Origin of the sequence: Arthrobacter sp. MP_M4, from assembly GCF_035984855.1 — a bacterium.
Classification (GTDB): Bacteria; Actinomycetota; Actinomycetes; order Actinomycetales; family Micrococcaceae; genus Arthrobacter.
The window spans coordinates 1-20,119 of record NZ_JAXCHX010000040.1; the positions used below are offsets into that span (position 1 = coordinate 1).

The following is a 20,119-nucleotide window of genomic DNA, read 5'->3' on the forward strand; positions in this document are numbered from 1 at the left end:
ACCCGTTACGACAAACTCGCACTGACCTACCGTGCCGGTGTTGTCCTCTACGCCGTCGTCATCTGGCTACGCCAATAAGGAGACACGCCCTAGCCGAGGGCGCTGCGGGACACTGAATATGACCCCGTCAGTCCTCGCGGCTGACGGGGTTTCCTCGTGGGCCGTCCCAGGGCCTGTTCAATTCTGTCCAATACGACGGCTTTGTCGCCGCTGCCACCAATGGTTGCGGTGCCTGACCCCAATGGGCACAATCCGGCAGGACGGTGCGCTGTGACTTTGTTTCGGGTGGTTGTACTGCCCGCGCGGCTCCGCACCGCGGGCATAAAACACGGCATTACAGGTTCGCCGGGTTCGCCTACGAAGATCTGGTTGACAAGAGGAAATGGTGCTCCTAGATTCTTCGTGTTCTAGGTCCGTTTCCGGGCCGGCCATGCTTCACATTCATGCTGTTGCTGTTTCATTTGGGCGGCGATGCCGCCAGGATGCAGGAGAACACGATGACGAAGACACCATTGGACGACTTCCTCCATGAATGCCTCGCTCCGGACCCTGACGGGGATGGTCTGGGCGTGGAGGAAGTGTATGGCTTGTACCTGAGCTGGTGCGGGCTCGAACGGTTTGCACCCGTTGGTGGCAGGGCGTTCAGAGCAGGTTTGCGCGCAGCCGATGTCCGCCTCGAGCACCATGGGAGCAAGTGCCCGGGCGTAAGAATGACCGGCCCGGCAGCGTGCGATTACCTTATCCACCGCGAACTCCCGCTCGCCGTGCTCGAAGCACCTGCCGGAGCTCTGCAACTAATCCCGCACATGGCCCCTGAACACGTCGCGCCGCTTCCCGGCCGGCCGGCCGCAGGAGTCCGCGCCGCCGCGCCGGCCGCCTGAGACCAACTCGTCGGGACACGTATCCGACGTGATCACCTGCTGGCAGCAGCCCGGGTTTCCACCGGGCGTATGACAAAAGCCCCCGCGCGAGTCCTTTGGACTCAAGCGCGGAGGCTCCCGGTTCGCCAAGTTCCGGTATACCGGGTCCAAGGTGCCGCCGGCTGCTTCCCGCCGGCGCTCCGAGAGCCACCGCGCCATCGACCGTTCACCCTTATCCTTTGACCGGTCACGCGGGAACCGGCCCCCAGCCGTAATCCAGGTGATGATCTCCTCCACTCGGGCAAGGTCCGCGGGGGGAGGGCCCGGCCTTGGCTGCCGTCACGGCTGCGGCGGCGTGGTGTTCGGTTTCGAGGCCCGGGTCCCGACGTCGGGCGATGACCCGGTGATACCCGACGACGGCGGGATGCACGCGCACCAGGGCGGCGATGCGCTGCCGGCTCAGTCCGAGCCGGTACATCAACACCCATTCCGCGTCCGGAGCGCGCCGTACACGCCTGTCCGTAATGAAGCCCATCCTGCCGCGACCAACCCCAGATACGGCGGCGTGGAGGGCAGCCCCGTGGACGCCCCGGCCACCGTCCCCGAGCTCCCGGGCTGCGGACGGACCCAAGGGGGCAGGCGAGGTTGGCGGCGGTATTGCCAGGTAATAGGAGGTTGTCGCCGTGGCGGTGAGTCTGAGAGACCGAGTGTTTGCTGCTGCGGAGCAGATCAGTGCCGAGCGCCGGCCTACCGTCTCGACGGTGCGGGCGGCCGTCTCGCCGCGACGCCGGCAGCGGTCTGGGCGCAGGAGAAGAACGACCTGGGCCTGGAGATCTCCGAACTCTTCGCTGACCTGGACAAGGTCACCGCCGAGAAAGATGCCGCCGTCACCGAACTCACCGCCCGGTTCACCACACTCGATACCCATGCTGCGGCAATCCAGGAGCAACTGGAGCAGGCGCGCGCCGCCGAACACCAGGTCAGCAACACCGCAGCCCATGCGGTGGCCAGGGTGGCCGCGGCCGAGGCCCGGGCCGAGACCTTACAAAAGGCGCACGACGCGCTCCTGCAGAGCATCGTGCCGGAAACTCCGGACAAGAACGACCAGGACCGACCGAACCGGCCGGTTCCCCCGGGGGTGTAAAGGCCAGCTGCAACCAACACCTAGTTCCGCCTCGACCGAGTCGGGCCAGAACTTTTCTCCCCTCGATCTTCATGCTTCCGAGCAGACATGGACGTCCGTCGTCGGGCAACCCGGCGGACCACTTCGTGGACAGCCCAGATGGCAGCCGTTCCGATGAAGCCGTAGAAGCTGAAGAGCAGTCCGAACAACGCAGACAGGCTGGTGTTGACCTCGGTCGTCCGGGTGCCGAGGGCTGTGCCTTCTGTCCTGACGGGTAGATCCGACTGAGCGGCATAGGCCCACCAGGACAGGGCGCAAATCACGGCAAAACCCAGCAAAGAGATGACGAAGACCCGACGCAGATCCGCTTTGCGGAAGACGAGGTACACGAGGACGAGGACGCCGGGCACCCAGAGGCCTATCGGCCAATATGACCATAATCTCTCAACCATCGGCGCCCTGTCTGTTCACTAGTCTCTGCAACCGGCAAAGGCCGGCCCACCATATCAAGGGCTCTGATTTCCGCTGCGCTCCAACCAGTTGGCGGGCGTCCGCTGGCGCGGCCGGCTGTGGGTCCAGTGCTGTCCGTCGCAGGGCCCCGGGGGCTTGAACGTCGGCCTAACCGAAAAGCTACCGCGTCCGGGGGCGTTGATGGTGAAGGTTTCGGGGGAAGCGCCCAGTCTTGCGGGTGAGCGACAGCAGGTGACGCCGTCCTGAATCGCTTGGCTGCCGGTTTGCTTTGCCGCGCTCGGGCTTCCCCGGGCAAGGGCGGAACGGTAGCGTGAACCGTGGTCACCGCAGACTCTCTACGGTGTGGACCCGAGGGGAACAAGATGGCTCAGTTCACGGACAAAGTGGCGCTCATTACCGGGGGAGGCTCAGGCCTCGGCGAAGCGATCAGTAAGGAGCTCGCTGGCAAAGGCGCGAGCGTGGTCGTCACAGACATCAATCTCGATGCCGCACAGCGCGTCGTCAAAGAAATTGTCGACGCAGGCGGGATTGCTTCAGCGGTTCAGCAGGACACCGCTAAGAAGGAGGATTCCGAGATGGCGGTACGTTACGCCGTCGATACCTATGGTGGCTTGCACCTCGCGGTCAACAATGCCGGAATCGGAGGCAAGTCCGCCCCGGCCGGCGAAACAGACTTGGACGAGTGGGACAAGGTTATCGGCATAAACCTCAACGGCGTACTCTACGGAATGCGCTACCAAATCCCGCAGATGCTCAAGGCCGGCGCCCGGAACTGCGCCATTGTGAACATGGCCTCGATCCACGGCACCGTAGCTGCCCCGGGCAACGGAGCATACACCGCCGCCAAACACGGCGTCGTCGGCATCACAAAAAACGCCGCTGCTGAATACGGACTCCAAGGCCTGCGGATCAACTCCGTTGGACCCGGGTATATCAGGACACCGCTTCTGGAAAACAACCTGACCCCGGAGGTGATGGATGCCCTCGCGGACAAGCATGCCCTCGGACGGCTCGGGACGTCCGAGGAGGTGTCCCACGTCGTCTGTTTCCTGCTCTCTGAAGAGGCGTCATTCGTCACCGGCAGCTACTATCTGATCGACGGGGGCTACACCGCCGTCTGACGAAACGGCAGCCGACCCTGTGCCCGGGTGACGTTCGTTGAAGGAGCGCCCGCCAAAGCGACGTCACGCCGGAGCTCGATAAGACTATTCCTTCAGATGCCGGGCAAAATGGTCTTCGATACGGCGCCAGGCCTCGGGGGACGACTGCGGATCCGGCCCGACGCCGAGGACGCGAAGCAACGGGCGCAGCGGCCTGGGCCCGGCTTCCTCATCGTTCAGGAAAGCGTGCCCTGCGGTCTCGAATTCCCGGACGTTGTGCTCAACACCCAGTTCTTCGAGTACCGAAGAAAGCTGTGCCGCTGCACCGCGAAGACCGCGGTCCTTGGCGCCGTAGTTGGCAACAATCGGGCAAGCGCCGGCCAAAGCGGATTCTGGGTCCTTGGGCAGCCGTCCGTAGTTCACAGCCGCGGCGTCGAAGCCGTCATTGGCCAGCAGCAGGGCAAAGCCGCCACCCATGCAAAAGCCGATGACGCCGACTTTTCCCGTGCTGCGGCCCGAATCCAACAGCCACTGCCGGGCCGTCGCCAGGTCGGTGAAGGCACGCCCTTCTCCGGCCGCCAGGGACCGCATGGTCGACACGAGGCAGCGGCGCGCCCCTCCGTCGCTGAACAGATCCACGGCCAAAGTCAGATACCCCGCAGCTGCCATCCGCCCGGCGTGACGGACTGTTATGTCGTCGAGGCCGAAGACCTCATGGACCATCAGCACCGCCGGGAATGGTCCCTCCCCTTCCGGCTCCGCCAAATACCCGCGGAGCCGGGGCGATCCGCCTGCGGCGACGCTGGCTTCGCTAAGGTCTACGTTGTGCCGGTCCATGTCCGGGCTGTGGCCCCGGCTCGCCGAATTCCTGGCCATGTGCACTCCTGGGTCATGGGTGTCGTGTCCCCATAGTCTTGCATCCGGGGACGCCAAAGGTGGCCCTTCTTGTCCTTGATCAGCGACTACTCGATGCTGACCCGGCGGCCGGTCTTGCGGTAGTACCCGTAGGCCCGGACGCGGCCGTGGCCACCGTGAAAGTTTCGGGCGGTCATGTCCACGAAGCGGCGGGAGGGGTGGTTACACTCGGCAACGGCCTCAGTACCCGGCGACCGCGTGCGGGACGTACGAGTTTTCCAACTCAGTCTTCTCCTCAGGGGTGAGCGTCAGTTCCAGCGAGGCGACGGCGTCCTGAAGGTGCCCCGGCTTGCTCGCACCGACAATCGGCGCGCTGACCACGCTGTTGGAGCGGACCCATGCCAGGGCCACCTGGGCGCGGGACACTCCGCGGCGCCCGGCGATGACGCGAACGGCTTCGGCTACCGCCCTGTCGCTACCCTCAGTGGTGTAGAGCGTCTTACCGAACTCATCCTTCTCCGAGCGGTTGGTTTTCTCGTCCCAGTCCCGGGTGAGCTTCCCGCGAGCCAGCGGACTCCAAGGCAGCACCCCGATCTTCTGGTCCGCGCAGAGGGGGAACATTTCGCGTTCCTCCTCCCGGTAAACCAGGTTGTAGTGGTCCTGCATGGTGACGAAACGGGTCCAGCCGTTTGATTGCTGCAGGTACAGCGCTTTGCTGAACTGCCAGGCGGCCATCGAGGATGCGCCGATGTAGCGGACCTTGCCGGCCTTAACGACGTCGTGAAGGGCTTCCAGAGTCTCCTCGATCGGCGTCGCGGGGTCCCAGCGGTGAATCTGGTACAGATCCACATAGTCCGTGGCCAGCCGGGTGAGGCTGGCATCAAGTTCGGCGAAGACGGCCTTGCGTGAGAGGCCCCGCCCGTTGGGGCCCGGCCGCATGGCGCCGTGCACCTTCGTGGCGATGACGGTTTCCTCCCGGCGGGTGAAATCGGCCAGGGCCCGGCCCATGATTTCCTCGCTCGAGCCGTTCGAATACACGTTGGCAGTGTCAAAGAAATTGATGCCCGCCTCCACGGCCTGGCGGATCAGCGGCCGGCTCTGGTCCTCCGGCAGCGTCCAGGGATGCGGGCCCCGTTCCGGGTCCCCATACGTCATGCATCCCAGTGCCAGCGGCGAGATGTCCATGCCGGTATTTCCGAGTTTGATGTAATCCACGTTCGTCCTCCGTCAGAAGTTACGGTCCCGGACCCGGCTGCGGCCCTCACCCCACGTTATGTGAGGATCGGCCAACTGTGAGCGCACACACAGGGTTCCGGCCGATCCCGCCGTCACTGCGGGTGGCTACTTTGCCGCCGGCCCGATCTGATCCAGTGTGTAGCCATCGGGGTAGGCGGACATCCGGCCGCCGGGGGTGAAGGATGGTTCGGTGGGCAACGGCGCGCGCCGTGCCCGAAGCGCCCTGATCCGCAGGACGGCATTGAAGGTGGCTTTCAACCACACCGGGGAGGGTTTAAGGCCCAGCGCCAGCGCCACCCTGGGCTTATCCATCATTAGGGCCAGAATGACCGGGGTCAGCGGCTGGAGGGGTTTCGCGATGCGGTTCTCGAGCGCAGCAACGGTGGCGCCGAGCAGCTCGGTTCCTTCCGGACTTGGCCCCAGATGGCGCTCCTCATAGTCGTCCAGGAAGGCGCCGGCTGCGGCGAGGGTGGCCGGTGCGGGGTCCAGGCCCATGCGCCGGCCCAGCTCGGCGTAGAACGCGACCGCGGCTTCTTCCTCCAGAGTGGTGAGTTTGCGCCATCCATGCTGGTCTGCCCAGCGTAACGGCAGAACCAGGAGCGTCATGAGGACGTAGAGGAAGTCCTCTCCGGAGCCCGGAACGCCGGCGTGGACCCGGCGCAGCAGCTCCGTCATGGCCTGGCCGCGTTCGCTGTCGAAACCGTTGGCGATGATCTCGTGGATGACGATGCCGGTGTCGTAGGAGCGCTTCAGCGGCCGGGCCTTCAGCTCACCGCGGGATGCCAGGGTCCGGGCGATGGAAGGGATCGCGAAGTTGCGGTAATACGAGACGAAGAAACCTGCATGGATTTCTTTCTGGAAGTCGTACAGGACCATGGTGCGGTAGATGCCGTACAGGTCATCCCCGGACGGCCGGGCCAGCCGGGTGGGATGAAGCGCAGTGTTCACGGGGTTCCTTCAAGTGCGAAGTTGGACTCGACCAGCAGCACGTACTCCCGGTCTTCGGGAGTCAGCACGGTCTTGCCTGCCCCGGCCGCGAGTTCTGCATCCCATATTTCCACGATCATGCGGTGCAGCCGCTCCTGCGGGGTAGCAAGTGCCGGGATTTTGAGGATGCGGTCCATGTCTGCACTCTGCAGTGACCGTTCCCGGATGGCAGAGACCCTGGCGACGGTTTCCTGGAGACGCAGGGCGCGCTGTGCGCGTTCCGCACGTCCCGTCAGGGCGGGGATCGTAAGGCCGAGCCCAACGAGAACGATGGCGAGCATCTCTGCCGGGGCGAACGGGAAGTTCTGGGTCCCGAAGACGGCCAGTGGGGTGACGAAGAGCGCGAGCACTTCCTGGATCATCTTCAGCATGACGAGGGTACTGATGAGGCTGCCCGCGCCGACCATGATGAAGCCGATCTTGAAGGATCGGCGCATCATCGGAATGTATCGGAAGCACGTCCCGGCGATCTCGGCGCAGGACCACGCGATGAAGACGATCATCGTCATGGAGAACAGCGCACCGGCAAAGCGGTCGTGGTATTGGTAGCCCCACTCAGTGGTCGACGTCGTCGGTCCGGTGAGGACGAAGAAGATGGCCTGGAGGATCAGCGCGGCGATGAGCGGCATCCGCGTCAGCCAGGGGGAGCGGGAGCTGGAGGCCGGGCTGACAGCATTCAGGACGGCGGCCCGCAGATACCAGAGGCCGACGATCATGAACGAGTTCAGCGCCAGTTTGGTCAGATTGATGCCACCGACCGCGAAGTCCACGACAAGGTAGACGGCCGGATGGATCAACACGGAGGAGACCCCGGCGAAAACGGCGGCCAGGAAGACAGTGTCGTGGCCATTGCGGCGGAGTGCCGAGATGCGGGCAGCTGCAAGGATGAACAGCGCTGCAGCCATGAGCAACTGAATCATCCGAAGACCGCACCGAAGTTGCCCGGCTGGACGCTGGGCCCTTTCCGGGAGCTCCGGATCCTGGCTGCCAGCCTGTCGGCGAGGATTTCGGCGGTGACTTCAAACTCGTCGAAGAAGTCTGTGCGTTTCAAGGCCGTCACGACGCGTTCCGGATCGAGGTCGGGGAAGAAAGCCCGGGCGTTGTCGTGGGGAACTTCCTCCTGGTCGTGGCGGAGGATCATGTGGGCGAATTCGTGCAGGATGATCTGTTGGCGGTGGATTTCCGAGGCCGCCCGTGCGTGGAGGATGAGGTCGACGTCGTCCAGGCCGAACCACAGCCCGCACACTTTATCCGTCGGCGTGTTCTTGATCGGTTCGATCAGGATCCTGCGGCCGCGGGAATCCTCGAGGTGCGCCTTGATCGAGCCCACCGAGACCGGCTCCGGGAGAGCGAGAAGCTCCTCCGCGGCCCGGGCGCGGGTACGCGCGGCACTGTAATCCATGCGAGAAATCCTTGGGTGGTTGGGTGGTCTTTGAAGGTCTCCGGCCTTCAGAGCTGGATCGTATCAGCCCGGCGGCTGAACGTGCTGTCAAGCGTCCGTTGAAGGGGGATTCGCTAGATGTTCGTCGATGAGGTCCCTGATTTGAAGCAGGGTTTCCGGGGAAAGTCCGTCGAGCTGACGTGCCGCGTAGTTGCGGACCTTTGCCGCTTTCATGCTGGCCAGGAGCTCGAGCTGAGCTTCGACCCGTTCAGGGAGTTCTTCCTGATCGGTTAGCAGGTAATCGCTGTTGACGCCGAAGAAGGCGGCGAGGTTCCGCAGGAGATCCGCCTTCTTGACTGCGGGGCCGGTCCCGGCGCGCATGTAATGCCAACGCGCCCGCGAAATGGGAGTGCCGGCGTCGGCCATGGCATCGCGCACGTCATTGAAGGTGATCCTGTGGCCTTCGGCCTCGGCCGAGTCGAGCAGGAGGTTCAGTTTACGAGCGAGGTCAGCGCCGGGAGGGGAGTCATTCGACGGTGTTGTGCTCACGTCGGCTCCTTTCAGGCTTGCTGGGCTGCGGATCGAAGCCGACTCTATCACTTGACTGGACATGTCTAACTTTCTTGCCTACTCTTCGAATGACGGAACTTGGACATGTCCAAAAATGCTCCCGGTTGAGCCGGGCCACTCTGCGCCGACGGCGCCACACCGGGAAGCAGGTGCTCGCAATGAGGAACCACGGTCGCAGCCGGCCTGCCGCTGGGATCCCGCGGGAGCTTCGGGGAACCCGCCTCACGGCATGGGTGGGTCTAGCCAGCTGACGGCGTTCTCCGGACAGCCATTGGGGGCGGTCCGGCGAAGCTATCAGCTACCAAGAAGGGCCCGGCAACTGGACTGCCGGGCCCTTCGTCTCGGCCGCCGGATCAGAGCGGCGATCGCTCCTGGTGGCCTCCGTGCTGCACCGCTGGGAAACGGAGCAACCCTGATTGCAGACGGACTGCCTAAAACTCAGAAGTGCCACGCAACCGGCGGGGCCGTCCGTCCGGGTCAACAATGAAGCGGCTGATGGGAACCGCCCACCGGCGTTGTCGGGCTGACACTGGCTCCGGAGTGTGGTGCCGCGCGTGTCCAGCGGGGCGGGGCGAGCTGCGGCCGGTGGCATGCCATCGGTCGAGAGCGTCGGCGGTGGCGTTCCAGAGTTCAAGCCCCTGCGCCGGGTCCTGGAGCCGCGGATCGTCCTGGTTCAGACCCAGATGTTCGGCCCAGAGTTGGAGCCGGAGCCCGTGGGCCAACGGCCGGGAGCCCCCGTGGCCCGTGTCCGCGCCGGGTGGTTCCTGGCTGTCGGCAGTGGTGTCGAATACGGCGCAGGTGAGCTCGCTGTCAGTGGTCCAGGAGCGGCGGTTGAAATTGTCCGAACCGCAGGTAAACCAGGTGTCGTCGATGATGCAGACCTTGGCGTGGACGTAGATCGGCGTTCCTGAGCGGTTCTCCAGGTCGAAGACGCCGACCCTGCCGGGTGCCACCCGGTGCAGCATCTTGATGGCACGCAGTTGCCCGATGCGGCTGGGCGGTCCGGCGAGAGGCCCATCAGAGTCAGGGTACCGGGGGACAACGGCGATCACCCTCAGTTCAGGATTCCGTTCGAGGGCTTCAGCGATGCCGGCTGCCACCTCTGTCGACCACAGGTACTGGTCCTCGATATAGATCAGCGAGCGGGCGCGGGCGAAGGCTTTCGCGTATCCGCGGGCGACGCTGCGCTCGCCCTCGGGTGCGAACGGGAACGGGGGATGTTTCATCCCGTAGGTGCGCAGTAGTTGCACGGCATGCGGGCCGGCCGGCGGCGGCGGCGGCGCAGTGGCCGGGAGCGGCTCAGGGTGCCGGGGCATTCGGGCGAGACGCTGCAGCAGCATCCGGTACGGAGTACGTCGGTCCAGGGGGTGGGGGTCGTTCCACCGCTCGGCGAACACCGCCAGCACATCCGCCACCACGGGGCCGCGGAGTTCGAGGGCGGCATCGTGCCAAGGGGGACGCTTCCCGTACCGGGGGTCCATGGTCACCGCTTGCGGGTCCCCCGCGTGCTCGGCGTCGTCCCGACGGCTGTGGCTCAAATCGAGCCCGCCAACGAAAGCGACGTCCTGCGAGGGATCGTCACGACGGCGGATGACAAAAAGTTTCTGATGATGGGAACCGAACAGGCGTACACGCTGATCCAGCAGCACCTCTCCGCCGGCGTCGTTGATCTGCCGGCTGAGGAGCTCGTTGGATCGTCCGCTGATCGGGGCAGAAACGCGTTCTCCGTGGGATCGCCAGACCAGGCCCCGCACTTCCACTCCCGCACGGGCCACCCCCGCAAGCAAGTCGCCGATCGATGGGCCATTCGGCAGCAGCAGCTCGTCGGCATCTCCGCGCCAGTCGGTAAACCACACACGGTCGCCGGCCTTCAGCACCGTCAGCTCCTCATGCAGCCGGGCGAAATACGCAGCGCCGTGAATCAGTGGCCGGACGAGGTTGCCCTCCGACCACGGCGGGGCCCCGGCGCCCCCGGTTTGCACGTTTGTGGCCGGATTTCCCCGCTCAGCGCGACTTAGAAACCACTTACCAGCGTCAGTGTCCACTGAATCCTACTTTCGGGGCCCGAGGACAGGCCGTTAGTGTCCGTTCTCCAAAGTAGCCTACGACCGTGCTGGCCTATGACGTCTGCCGGGCCACAAACGCCCGGTACCGGCGGATCGCCGAGCCGTGTTAACAGTCCGGTCTGCTGGTCGATCCGTGTACTGCAGTACTTGGGGCGACAGTGTCCAAGACGGCCGCCGTGACTTGACTTATATTGCCCAACCATGGCGAAATGACGCCCGGGAATAGCCGCCTGCGACGAGCACCTCGACAAGCGCGGCAGGTCGAGTTGGACACGCGTCGCGTTTCTCCGTACTAAACAGATTCTTTTCCGCCAGAATGATGGCGGCACGTGGATTCTTGGGGAAAGCCGTCGTTGATGGCGTTGCCGCCCTGACGCCGTGGGCTGCATCATCACTTCATCGAAAGGCCCCATCATGACCCAGCCCGACCACGACCCTCACGCTATTCCTCCGGAAGGCTACTATTCACCCGCGGAACCGCCGAAGCAAGGTCAGCAGGCGGGCTACCCGGCCGGCCCGCAGCAGCCGTACGGGGGTCAGCAGGCGGGCTACCCGGCCGGCCCGCAGCAGCCGTACGGGGGTCAGCAGCCGGGCTACCCGGCCGGCCCGCAGCAGCCGTACGGGGGTCAGCAGCCGTATCAGGGGTATCCGCCGTCGCCCCAGCAGTACCGGCCGGGGCCGCCGATGCCAAACCCGGCCTACGGGTATCCACAGCCGAAATCGAAGATCGTCGCGGGGCTCTTGGGAATTTTTCTTGGCGGTCTCGGAATTCACCGCTTCTATCTGGGCTTCACCAAGATCGCGGTCATTCAGCTCGTCCTGACGATCGTTCTGGGCGTCTTCACCTTCGGCCTCGTCGGGCTGTGGGGCGTTGTCGAAGGCATCATGATCATTGCGGGCTCAGCCTACTTCCGCGCTGACGCACACGGTATTCCGTTGCGCGACTAACCCCCACCAAACTGCATCCACGACCACGCGTACGATCTGATTCTTTGACATGTGGTGAACACTCAGTAGCACCCACCATCCAGAAGGGCGGCCGGATTCGTCCGGCCGCTCTTCTGCTGTTCAGAATGCCGACCCGTCTGAGGACTCCAGATGGATTCCGGGCTTGTCGCCCGCGCATCGAAGGTCAATACCCGGGTCTACGCAGGTTGGACAACATTTCCTGCGGGCAGAAAATGAGTGCGCCCGGGCGCTGAGAAGGCGATCAGCTCCCAGTGAGCCCGAGTCCCACGCTCAGCAGCTGCATTTCCTGGATGCCGTCGGTGCGACCGGCAACGATCATGACCAGGCCCTGACGCCTCCCGGGTGAACAGAACGGCAGATGTCATGATGGTGGCCATGGACATTGTTGAGTTTCTCGAAGCGCGCATCGCCGAGCAGGAATCAGCCCTTCGGGAAGGATCCTTCAGACCCGGAGGATCCGTTGGCCCTGAAAACGAAAACATGGACCAATCCTCCCTCCGTGCGCTCATGCTGGAAGAGTGCGCCCGTAAGCGGGCCATCATCGCCAGCTGGAAGGAAGCGGCTGACGCCGAAGGAATCAGTGATCCGGGCGAGGCGGAAGGGACGGTTGCCGTCGCCCGCCGGGCCATGTTGACCATTCTTGCCGGCTCCCACCGGGAGCACCCGGATTACGACGCCGGTTGGTCGCCTGAGCTGCCCAGCGATGTCTCCGATGAGTCTTTGCCTGAGTGACGTCCATAACCACCGCTGAGAGCGGCTGGCAAACCGGGGACGAAGCCACCGGAGCGAGGACTCAACGATTCTGTGTAGGCCACGCCGGGATTGATGTCCAGCAGCGTCGCCCTTCCGGCCTAGGATCAGGCAAATGATGCCGGAACGGATTGACGCTGCTGATGGGAAGAACTCCCTGACTGTCCGGGGAGGGATACTCGAAAGCTTCTGGCGTCCTGGTTCCTTCGTGGATGTAGACGACGCCAAGGACGCCATGCGTGCTGTGGACCGCATCACCGGCGGGCGCCCAATGCCGATGCTTTCTGAAATGACCGACGTCGAGTTCAGCGCCGCAGCCAGGTTTGAGTTCGCAAAAAGCACAGCTGTGCCGGCCATCGCAGTGCTCGGATCCAGTGCTGTCGATCGGGTCATTGCTGCCGCCACGAGCCGGCACACGCATTATCCGCACGAGTTTTTTACGTCCCGGACGGCCGCGATGTCCTGGTTGGCAGGTTTCGTCCGGGCTGATTAGCATCGTGAGGCCGGAGTCCGCCGCACGGGGGGACATGCCGTTGACGGGCAGAGCCGTTACCAACCGCCGCGCGTAGGCGTGTGTCCTTGTCGGGCGTCCTCGGGCATGGCCATTTCGGCCCGCAGGCCAAGGAGCCGGATGGGACGGCCCGCTTCCAGTGCGGCTGCGAGATCCAGGGCCCGGTCCAGTATTTCGTTCCGGTCGAATGTTTCGGGAATCTTCCTCGCGTGGGTCTTGGTGAAGAACGGCGCGTACCGAACCTTGAGGGTCAGCCCGACGACGGGCCGTCCCTCCGCCATGACATCCTCAAGTACATGCGTTGTTGGTTCCCTTAGGGCGTCGTCCACTTGGGCGGGCTCCGTCAGATCCCGCTGGAAGGTGGTTTCCCGGCTGTGTCCGCGGGCAACCCATGGCGTGTCGTCCACGGTGCTGGCGCCGTCCCCGCGTCCCAGCTCCGCGTACCAGGGACCCATTTTGGGGCCGAACTCCGGGATGAGGTCCTGGGGGTCGGAGCCTGCGAGCTCGGCGACGGTATCGATGCCGAGTTTGGCGAGCCGGCCCGACACTTTGGTGCCGACGCCCCACAGGTCCTTCGTGGGCCTGCTGCCCATGACGTCGAGCCAGTTCCCGGCAGTCAGTCGGAACACGCCGGCCGGCTTGCCGAAACCCGTGGCGACCTTGGCCCGGACCAAGGTATCGCCGATGCCCACGCTGCAATGCAGCTGCGTTTGCGCCAGGACAGCGGCCTGCACCTGCCGGGCGTAGGCTTCCGGATTGTCTGTCTCGGTGCCGATAAAGGCTTCATCCCAGCCGAGCACCTGCACAGTGGCTCCGGGCTGCGCGCGCAGGGTTGCCATCACCGTTTCAGACGCCGCGAGGTACGCTTTCTGATCGACGGGCAGGATTACCGCGTCGGGCACTTTCCGGGCCGCGATGCGCAGCGGCATTCCGGACCCGACACCAAACGCCCTCGCTTCGTAGGATGCGGTGGACACCACAGCCCGTTCCGTGGGGTCGCCCCGGCCGCCGACAATGATCGGCTTGCCCGCAAGCTCCGGCCGCCGCAGCACTTCGACAGCCGCGATGAACTGGTCCAGATCGACATGCAACACCCATGGGATTGCGCTCACGCCACCAGTCTGCCCTAAACGTCCCTGGCAAGCATCGGCACTGGACGGCTCAACAAAAAACGGGCACGGTGGCCCGGCCGCCTCCATGAAGCGGTTGGCTTCGATTCCGCCTACGTGCCCTGCGAAAGTTCGGCTTCAAGTTCGCTGATGCTGGGCAACGTGGCAGCAAATTCCTCGGGGAGCGAGGCCACGATTTCGGATTCCCATTCGGCAATCCCAATCGGTTTCGAAAACCCCCGCAGGGAGTATTCAGCCACCACGTTGTTCTTGGTCTTGCACAGCAACAGTCCGATGGTGGGATGGTCGTCCGGATGGGCCAGCAGATCGTCGACGGCTGACATGTACATGTTGATCTGGCCCAGATACGCGGGTTTGAAGGCGGTGGCCTTGAGTTCCACCACCACAAAGCAACGCAGCCTGAAGTTGTAGAACAGCAGGTCCGCGAAGAATTCGTCCCCACGGATCGTCAATCGGAACTGCCGCCCCACGAAGGCGAAACCCTGCCCCAGTTCCAGGAGGAAGTTCTCGACGTGATCCACGAGTTGTCCCTCGAGTTCGCGCTCATTCCGTTTTCCCGTCATCGCCACAAAGTCGAAGACATACGGGTCTTTGAAAGACTGCCGGGCCAGTTCCGAGGCCGACGGCGGGAGAGTCGCCTTGAAGTTGTTGATGGCGTAGCCGGAGCGTTCGTGCAGCCGTGTTTCGATCTGGTGGGAGAGGACGTTGTGGGACCACCCCTCCTCCACAGCCGCAGCCATGTACCAGAGACGTTCGTCCGTGGTGGTGAGCTTCTCCAGCAGCAACACGTGGTGGCTCCAGGGCAATGTTGCAGACGCCGTCTGCAACATTGCCCTGTCAGGCCACGCGGCAGCAAAGGACTTCATGTAGCGCAAATTTCTGGGCGAGAAACCCCGTGACTCTGGAAACCGGTCGCGGAGATCAGCGGACAGCCGCGTGACAACCTTTGAGCCCCAGCCCTCCCGGGATTCGCGCGCCAAAAGTTCCTGCCCAATGGACCAGTACGACCGGACGAGTTCCTGATTGGCCGCCGCGACCGCACGCAACCGGCCGCCGTCGATCTGGTGGGCGATAGACGACAGCAGCTCCGGGTACCACTCCGGCATGCTCGACTTCGCCGGCGTTGATTCAAATGACGCAGGTGATGACATGTAAATACGTTCCTTTCCGGGCGGTCCGTTTTCCTGAACCTATCCGGAGGCACCGACGTTATCTTCAGAGGCCTCTTCGGCGCACCCGACGGCGGCCGTCACAGCCAGCTTCTTTGGTTCATCCAGCTTGCCGGTATCCAGGACCCACCAGGCACCGGCGAGCGTAGGGGATTTCGACCCTAATCTTCCTCACTGGCAGGCCTTAACCTGTGAGCTGGGGCGAGCATCACATCCGTTCTCAACCAGTCCATGTTCCACCCTGAACCGCAGATCAAGACGGAAGGCGGCATCGCCAGATGCACATTAAAGACTATTGGGACAGCCTGGACCCGGTGACGCAGAAGTGGTTGATGGAGAACCCCGGCTGCCAGATCCTCCCCAGAACCATCACCGCGGTTATCTCAAAGACGGCCGGTGAGGACCTTGGCAGCGGGCAGCACGGCGAGACGGTTCTGTCCCAGGAGGACCATGAGTTCATCCGTTCGAAGGTGACAGCGGTCTCGCACGCCTGATTCGGGAAAGAGCACCTACCTCTGACGCCGGCAGTCCGACACATTGACCCTCCGGGCGGGGGCGCACCTCTCCAGCAGAGGTGCGCCCCCGTCTGCGCCGGCGCAGTATCTCTTGAAAGCATTTTTGATCCTCTTCACGGCCCGCCTCAGACGCTGGCCGCCTCGCGGCCCGCCACGCGGCGCGAGAGGAAGTCCTCCACGACGTCGGCGAACTCGTCGGGCCGTTCTATCTGCGGCATGTGCCCCGTTCTCGGGAAAACATGCGACTCGGCGCCCGGCAGCGCCGCGGTCGCCGCCGCCAGGTGGGCGAACGGGAGGACGTGGTCGTGGTCGCCCCACACCACGAGGATGGGAACGTCCAGCGACGCCAGTGCCTCGACGAGTTCCGTCCGCCATTCCGCCCTGATGCCGGAGATGGTACCCAGATCGTGGGCGATGTCGACGACCGTCTGACGGTGCGCAGCCCGTAGCGAGAGCGCGAGTGCCTGGTCCACCCGGGCTTCGGTCACCAGCTCCTTGGTGTAGAAGATCGACTGGACTGTGCGGCGCGAAGCTGACGCCCCGGGTCGCATCAGGACTGCCGCGAGCGGCCTGACCGCGAGCAGTCGCAGCACCAGGGCCACCTCCTTGCCGAAGCCGGCGCTGTTCGCCAGCACCAGGGCCGACACGCGGCCGGGATGGCCGGCCGCGAGCTTCATGGCCACAGCGCCGCCCAGCGAGTTGCCCATCACCGGGAGTGGCCCCTGCACTCCCACCGCGTCGAGGAACGCAGGCAGGATGTCCGCGAGTTTCGCCAATGTTGCCGGTCCGGGGACCCGGCCGGAGTACGCAAACCCGGGAAGGTCCACGCTGTAGACCGTGTGGTGCCCTGAGAGCCGGTCGTGCTGTTCGTTCCAGTCCTCAAGGCTCTGGCCGATGCCGTGCAGAAGCAGCACGGGGTCCCCGGAGCCGGTCTTCCGGTAGCGCAGGCGAGTGCCCGCAGCGTTGATGAATCCGGTGCCGGGGAGATCGAGTGGATCCAAGGCCGCCGTCGCACGTTGCCCGGATGCCTGCACGCGCTGGCCCCGCCGTCCGAACCGGACGTGGTCGGTCAGCCTGCCGGCCCTGAGCAGGGCAAAGTCACGCACATAGTTCTGGTGCAGACGCCACGGTGAGCCCGCGCCCTGCCGGGGCAGGCGGTCGGCGTCGCGCAGGATGTAGCCGGCTTTAAGATCGATCAGCGACGTCAGCCCAGCGTCCTCAACACCGGCGGGTGCCTTGGGTGCCACCCATTGCAGGTTCCTGCGGTCCAGGTACTTCAGCACCCGGCAGATGTATCCCGCCACCAGATCCGCCTTCAGGGTCCAGGACGCGTTGGTGTAGCCGATGGTGAGCGCGAAATTGGGAACGCCCTCCAGCATCATGCCCTTGTAGGTCAGGGTCTTGCCTACGTCCACGGGCTCGCCGTCGACGGACAGCGTCATCCCGCCAATCACCAGCAGATTCAGCCCTGTCGCCGTGACGATCACGTCGGCCGGAATGGATTCGCCCGAGACCAGGTCAATCCCGCCCGGGGTGATCCGCGAGATGCCGTCGGTCACGATGCCGGCGGTGCCCGCACTGATGGCGCGGTAAAGGTCCCCGTTGGGGATCGCGCACAGCCGCTGGTCCCACGGCTCGTACGAGGGCGTCAGGTGTGTATCGACCGCAAAGCCCGCCGGGAGCTTGGCGATGGCGGATTTACGGAGGATAGCCTTCATCGTCTCGGGCCGGCGTCGGCTGAGCTGGTACGTGAACATGGAGAAGAGGATGTTCTTGGCCCGTACGACGTCGTACGCCAGTTGCGCGGGCAGCTTGCCGCGGAGCCGGTCGGCGAGGTGGTCCCGGGACGGCACGGGCGCGATGTAGGTGGGGGAGCGCTGCAGCATGGTGACCTTGGCCGCGGTCTTCGCCATTGACGGCACCAGCGTCACTGCAGTGGCACCGCTGCCGATGATCACCACCTGCTTGCCCTCGTAGTCCAGATCGGCAGGCCAGTGCTGCGGGTGCACGATGGTTCCCGCGAAGCTGTCAGCACCCTCGATGACCGGGGTGAAGCCTTCGTCGTAGCGGTAATAACCGGAGCAGACGGACAGGAAGGAGCAGGTGAAGGTGACCGTCTCGGCGGTCGACGCCGGATCGTCCTGCCGGTATTCGCCGCCGGACGTGCGGAGGGCCGTGACCGTCCACAATGCGGTGCCGCTGGACCATTCGGCCGATATCACCCGGTGATTGAGCCGGATTCGGGATTCCAGGCCTTCGTCCGCAACCGTTGCCTCGATGTAATCGCGGATTGAGTCGCCGTCGGCGATGGCCTTGGCGCCGGCCCAGGGCCGGAACGAGTAGCCGAGGGTATACATGTCGCTATCCGAGCGGATGCCCGGGTAGCGGAACAGATCCCAGGTGCCTCCCACCGCGCCGCGGGATTCAAGAATCGCGAAGCTCTTTTCGGGCAGATCGCGTTTGAGCCGGCTGGCGAAACCAATCCCGCTCAGCCCTGCACCGACAATTAACACATCCACGTGTTCGCTCATGTAGCCAAGTTATCGACATGGAGTTGACAGAGTCAACACAGCGTTGAAAGTGCGCGCTAGGATGGGCGCATGGCTCAACGAGGTAGACGCACAGCACGGGTCTCGGGGGACGAGCGCCAGGACGCCATTCTTGTCACGGCCGAGGCGCTTCTAGGCGAGCGTGGCTTCGACGACATATCCATCGAGGACCTGGCCCGGGGCGCCGGCATCTCGCGCCCCACCTTCTACTTTTATTTCGCCTCCAAGGACGAGGTGCTGCTGGCGCTTCTGGACCGGGTGATCACCGAGGTGGAACACGGGGTGGGTGACCTGCCGCGCGACTTCGACAGTGATCCTGCAGGGGCGTGGACACGGTCCATCGGCATGTTCGTCGACGTATTCGTGGCCCACCGCGGCGTCGCCACCGCGGCTATCGCAGCACGCGCCCGCAACGATGAGGTGCGGGCGCTTTGGTCCAAATCCATGCAATCCTGGGCCGACTTCTCCACCGACGTCATACGGGCCGAACAGGCCCGGGGTGCCGCCCCCGCCGGCATCGACCCGCACGACCTCGCAGTGAGCCTGAACCTGATGAATGAGCGGGTGATCACCGCGGTCCTGAACCAGGAAAGTCCCGCCATCGCGGAATCCCGCGCATTGGACGTGTTATCAACCATTTGGATCCGCAGTATTTACGGGTCCGTCAACCCCGGCCGCCCCTAGCGCCCGCGTCGAAAGGAAAAACGCAGATGACCGACATCAAAACGCTGACTGTGCTCGGAACCGGAGTGCTTGGATCCCAGATCGCCTACCAGGCAGCTTTCCATGGTTTCGCCGTCACGGCCTATGACATTGACGACGCAGCCCTGGACAAGGCCAGGGCCCGTTTTGCCCAGCTCGCCGGTATTTACCGGACACAAGTTGCCGGCGCCGACGAAGGCAAGACGGAAGCAGCCCTCGCCAACCTGCACCTCACTGCGGACCTGGGCGCCGCCGTCGCCGACGCCGACCTCGTGATCGAAGCCGTGCCCGAGCTGCTGGCGCTCAAGCAGGACACGTACCGCAAGCTCGCGGACCTGGCCCCCGCCAAGACCATCTTCGCCACGAACTCCTCTACCCTGCTGCCCAGCGACCTGAAGGACTCCACCGGCCGGCCCGATCGCTTCCTCGCCATCCACTACGCCAACAACATCTGGGCGCAGAACATTGCCGAAGTTATGGGCACCGCCGACACCGATCCGGCGGTGTTCGACGCCGTCGTCGAGTTCGCCCGAAACAGCGGGCTGGAGCCCATCGAGATCAAAAAGGAGAAGGCGGGATACGTGCTGAACTCACTCCTGGTCCCGCTCCTGAACGCGGCAGCCGGCCTGCTGCTGCAGGGCATTGCCAGCCCGGAGACGATCGACAAAACGTGGCGCATCGCCACGGGGGCGCCGAGCGGACCGTTCCAGATCTACGACGTCGTAGGGCTCGGTACCGCCTACAACATCGCCGCATCCTCCCGGGATGCCGGGTCCCAAGCGTTCGCCGCGTACCTGAAGGACAACTACATCGACCAGGGCAAGCTTGGCGTCACCACGGGCGAGGGCTTTTACAAATACTGAGCCCGCCCGCTCAGTCCCCGCCACCGGGCGGGAGGGGCCGGGAACTGAGCGGCGCGTCTACGCAGCCGAAAACAAGTCCGGGAAAGGGCCTTCGGGCAGGTCAAGATCGAAATCCTGGCCGGTGGCGTCGTCGGGAGTTAGATCCGGATCGAACTCAGGTTCTTGGTCCGGGGGAGGTTCGACGTCGAATATCAGGTCCTGGGTCAGGACGGGCCCGGGCCATCGTGGTGGTTCCCAGTCCTGGGATTCGCTGGGGTACCGCCGTCCCATCGGTGAGGTCCATCCGGGTGGGTGGTCTTTGCTGGCCCCGGT

Annotated in this window: 20 protein-coding genes and 1 pseudogene; 9 read left to right on the plus strand and 12 right to left on the minus strand. The window is 64.4% G+C overall.

All coding sequences use genetic code 11. The features are described 5' to 3' along the window. Nucleotides 1–497 precede the first annotated feature (497 nt). Entirely contained in the window at nt 498–881 is a 384-nt protein-coding gene (locus RCH15_RS18230) for a hypothetical protein (protein ID WP_326962068.1), read from the plus strand. Between the two features lie 226 nt (nt 882–1,107). Here the strand turns inward: RCH15_RS18230 and RCH15_RS18235 are convergent, their stop codons facing one another. Beyond that, complete coding sequence (locus tag RCH15_RS18235) at nt 1,108–1,395, minus strand: hypothetical protein (protein ID WP_326962069.1); 288 nt, start codon at nt 1,393–1,395, stop codon at nt 1,108–1,110. Between the two features lie 30 nt (nt 1,396–1,425). Between RCH15_RS18235 and RCH15_RS18240 the strand changes: the two genes are divergently transcribed. Continuing rightward, complete coding sequence (locus RCH15_RS18240; protein WP_326962070.1) at nt 1,426–2,004, plus strand: hypothetical protein; 579 nt, start codon at nt 1,426–1,428, stop codon at nt 2,002–2,004. Nucleotides 2,005–2,816: 812 nt separating this feature from the next. Then, nucleotides 2,817–3,575 carry an SDR family NAD(P)-dependent oxidoreductase gene (locus tag RCH15_RS18245; protein WP_326962071.1) on the plus strand — a complete coding sequence of 253 codons (759 nt, stop codon included), beginning with the start codon at nt 2,817–2,819 and terminating at the stop codon, nt 3,573–3,575. An 84-nt stretch (nt 3,576–3,659) separates the two neighbouring features. Here the strand turns inward: RCH15_RS18245 and RCH15_RS18250 are convergent, their stop codons facing one another. The 7 genes from RCH15_RS18250 to RCH15_RS18280 all read right to left on the minus strand — a co-directional run bounded on the left by RCH15_RS18250 (nt 3,660) and on the right by RCH15_RS18280 (nt 10,628). Beyond that, the gene (locus RCH15_RS18250) at nt 3,660–4,430 is read right to left on the minus strand and encodes a dienelactone hydrolase family protein (RefSeq protein ID WP_409016976.1); all 771 of its coding nucleotides are present in this window, start codon (nt 4,428–4,430) and stop codon (nt 3,660–3,662) included. Nucleotides 4,431–4,649: 219 nt separating this feature from the next. Then, the gene (locus tag RCH15_RS18255; protein WP_326962072.1) at nt 4,650–5,624 is read right to left on the minus strand and encodes an aldo/keto reductase; all 975 of its coding nucleotides are present in this window, start codon (nt 5,622–5,624) and stop codon (nt 4,650–4,652) included. 126 nt (nt 5,625–5,750) lie between these two features. Then, complete coding sequence (locus tag RCH15_RS18260; RefSeq protein ID WP_326962073.1) at nt 5,751–6,593, minus strand: oxygenase MpaB family protein; 843 nt, start codon at nt 6,591–6,593, stop codon at nt 5,751–5,753. Then, nucleotides 6,590–7,552, minus strand: coding sequence for a hypothetical protein (locus tag RCH15_RS18265; RefSeq protein WP_326962074.1), 963 nt, complete (start codon nt 7,550–7,552; stop codon nt 6,590–6,592). The genes RCH15_RS18260 and RCH15_RS18265 overlap by 4 nt, the downstream gene beginning before the upstream one ends. Further along, the gene (locus RCH15_RS18270; RefSeq protein ID WP_326962075.1) at nt 7,549–8,034 is read right to left on the minus strand and encodes a hypothetical protein; all 486 of its coding nucleotides are present in this window, start codon (nt 8,032–8,034) and stop codon (nt 7,549–7,551) included. Before RCH15_RS18270 ends, RCH15_RS18265 begins: the two co-directional genes overlap by 4 nt. Before the next feature lie 87 nt (nt 8,035–8,121). Beyond that, on the minus strand, nt 8,122–8,562 hold the full coding sequence (locus RCH15_RS18275) for a hypothetical protein (RefSeq protein WP_326962076.1): 441 nt from the start codon (nt 8,560–8,562) through the stop codon (nt 8,122–8,124). Nucleotides 8,563–9,014: 452 nt separating this feature from the next. Next, on the minus strand, nt 9,015–10,628 hold the full coding sequence (locus tag RCH15_RS18280; protein WP_326962077.1) for a phospholipase D family protein: 1,614 nt from the start codon (nt 10,626–10,628) through the stop codon (nt 9,015–9,017). A 435-nt stretch (nt 10,629–11,063) separates the two neighbouring features. Here RCH15_RS18280 and RCH15_RS18285 point away from each other — a divergent pair, with 435 nt between their 5' ends. The 3 genes from RCH15_RS18285 to RCH15_RS18295 all read left to right on the plus strand — a co-directional run bounded on the left by RCH15_RS18285 (nt 11,064) and on the right by RCH15_RS18295 (nt 12,861). Beyond that, a complete protein-coding gene (locus tag RCH15_RS18285; RefSeq protein WP_326962078.1) occupies nt 11,064–11,597 on the plus strand; it encodes an NINE protein in 534 nt (177 codons plus the stop codon). A 363-nt stretch (nt 11,598–11,960) separates the two neighbouring features. Then, nucleotides 11,961–12,350 (plus strand): DUF6221 family protein, encoded by a 390-nt coding sequence (locus RCH15_RS18290; RefSeq protein ID WP_326962079.1) that lies wholly within the window; start codon nt 11,961–11,963, stop codon nt 12,348–12,350. A gap of 133 nt (nt 12,351–12,483) precedes the next feature. After that, nucleotides 12,484–12,861 (plus strand): DUF7793 family protein, encoded by a 378-nt coding sequence (locus tag RCH15_RS18295; protein WP_326962080.1) that lies wholly within the window; start codon nt 12,484–12,486, stop codon nt 12,859–12,861. 56 nt (nt 12,862–12,917) lie between these two features. On the opposite strand, the gene RCH15_RS18300 is transcribed toward RCH15_RS18295, so the two are convergent. Further along, nucleotides 12,918–13,991, minus strand: coding sequence for a DNA polymerase IV (locus RCH15_RS18300; RefSeq protein ID WP_442784516.1), 1,074 nt, complete (start codon nt 13,989–13,991; stop codon nt 12,918–12,920). 110 nt (nt 13,992–14,101) lie between these two features. Continuing rightward, nucleotides 14,102–15,160 (minus strand): PDDEXK nuclease domain-containing protein, encoded by a 1,059-nt coding sequence (locus RCH15_RS18305; RefSeq protein WP_326962081.1) that lies wholly within the window; start codon nt 15,158–15,160, stop codon nt 14,102–14,104. Between the two features lie 296 nt (nt 15,161–15,456). Between RCH15_RS18305 and RCH15_RS18310 the strand changes: the two genes are divergently transcribed. Beyond that, entirely contained in the window at nt 15,457–15,672 is a 216-nt protein-coding gene (locus tag RCH15_RS18310) for a hypothetical protein (protein ID WP_326962082.1), read from the plus strand. 146 nt (nt 15,673–15,818) lie between these two features. Here the strand turns inward: RCH15_RS18310 and RCH15_RS18315 are convergent, their stop codons facing one another. Continuing rightward, nucleotides 15,819–18,224 carry an alpha/beta fold hydrolase gene (locus tag RCH15_RS18315; protein WP_326962083.1) on the minus strand — a complete coding sequence of 802 codons (2,406 nt, stop codon included), beginning with the start codon at nt 18,222–18,224 and terminating at the stop codon, nt 15,819–15,821. Nucleotides 18,225–18,293: 69 nt separating this feature from the next. Here RCH15_RS18315 and RCH15_RS18320 point away from each other — a divergent pair, with 69 nt between their 5' ends. Further along, nucleotides 18,294–18,926, plus strand: coding sequence for a TetR/AcrR family transcriptional regulator (locus RCH15_RS18320; RefSeq protein ID WP_326962084.1), 633 nt, complete (start codon nt 18,294–18,296; stop codon nt 18,924–18,926). Nucleotides 18,927–18,952: 26 nt separating this feature from the next. Then, nucleotides 18,953–19,807, plus strand: coding sequence for a 3-hydroxyacyl-CoA dehydrogenase (locus RCH15_RS18325; protein WP_326962085.1), 855 nt, complete (start codon nt 18,953–18,955; stop codon nt 19,805–19,807). Between the two features lie 57 nt (nt 19,808–19,864). On the opposite strand, the pseudogene RCH15_RS18330 reads toward RCH15_RS18325, so the two are convergent. After that, nucleotides 19,865–20,119: pseudogene (locus tag RCH15_RS18330) on the minus strand (HNH endonuclease signature motif containing protein); the annotation flags it as partial.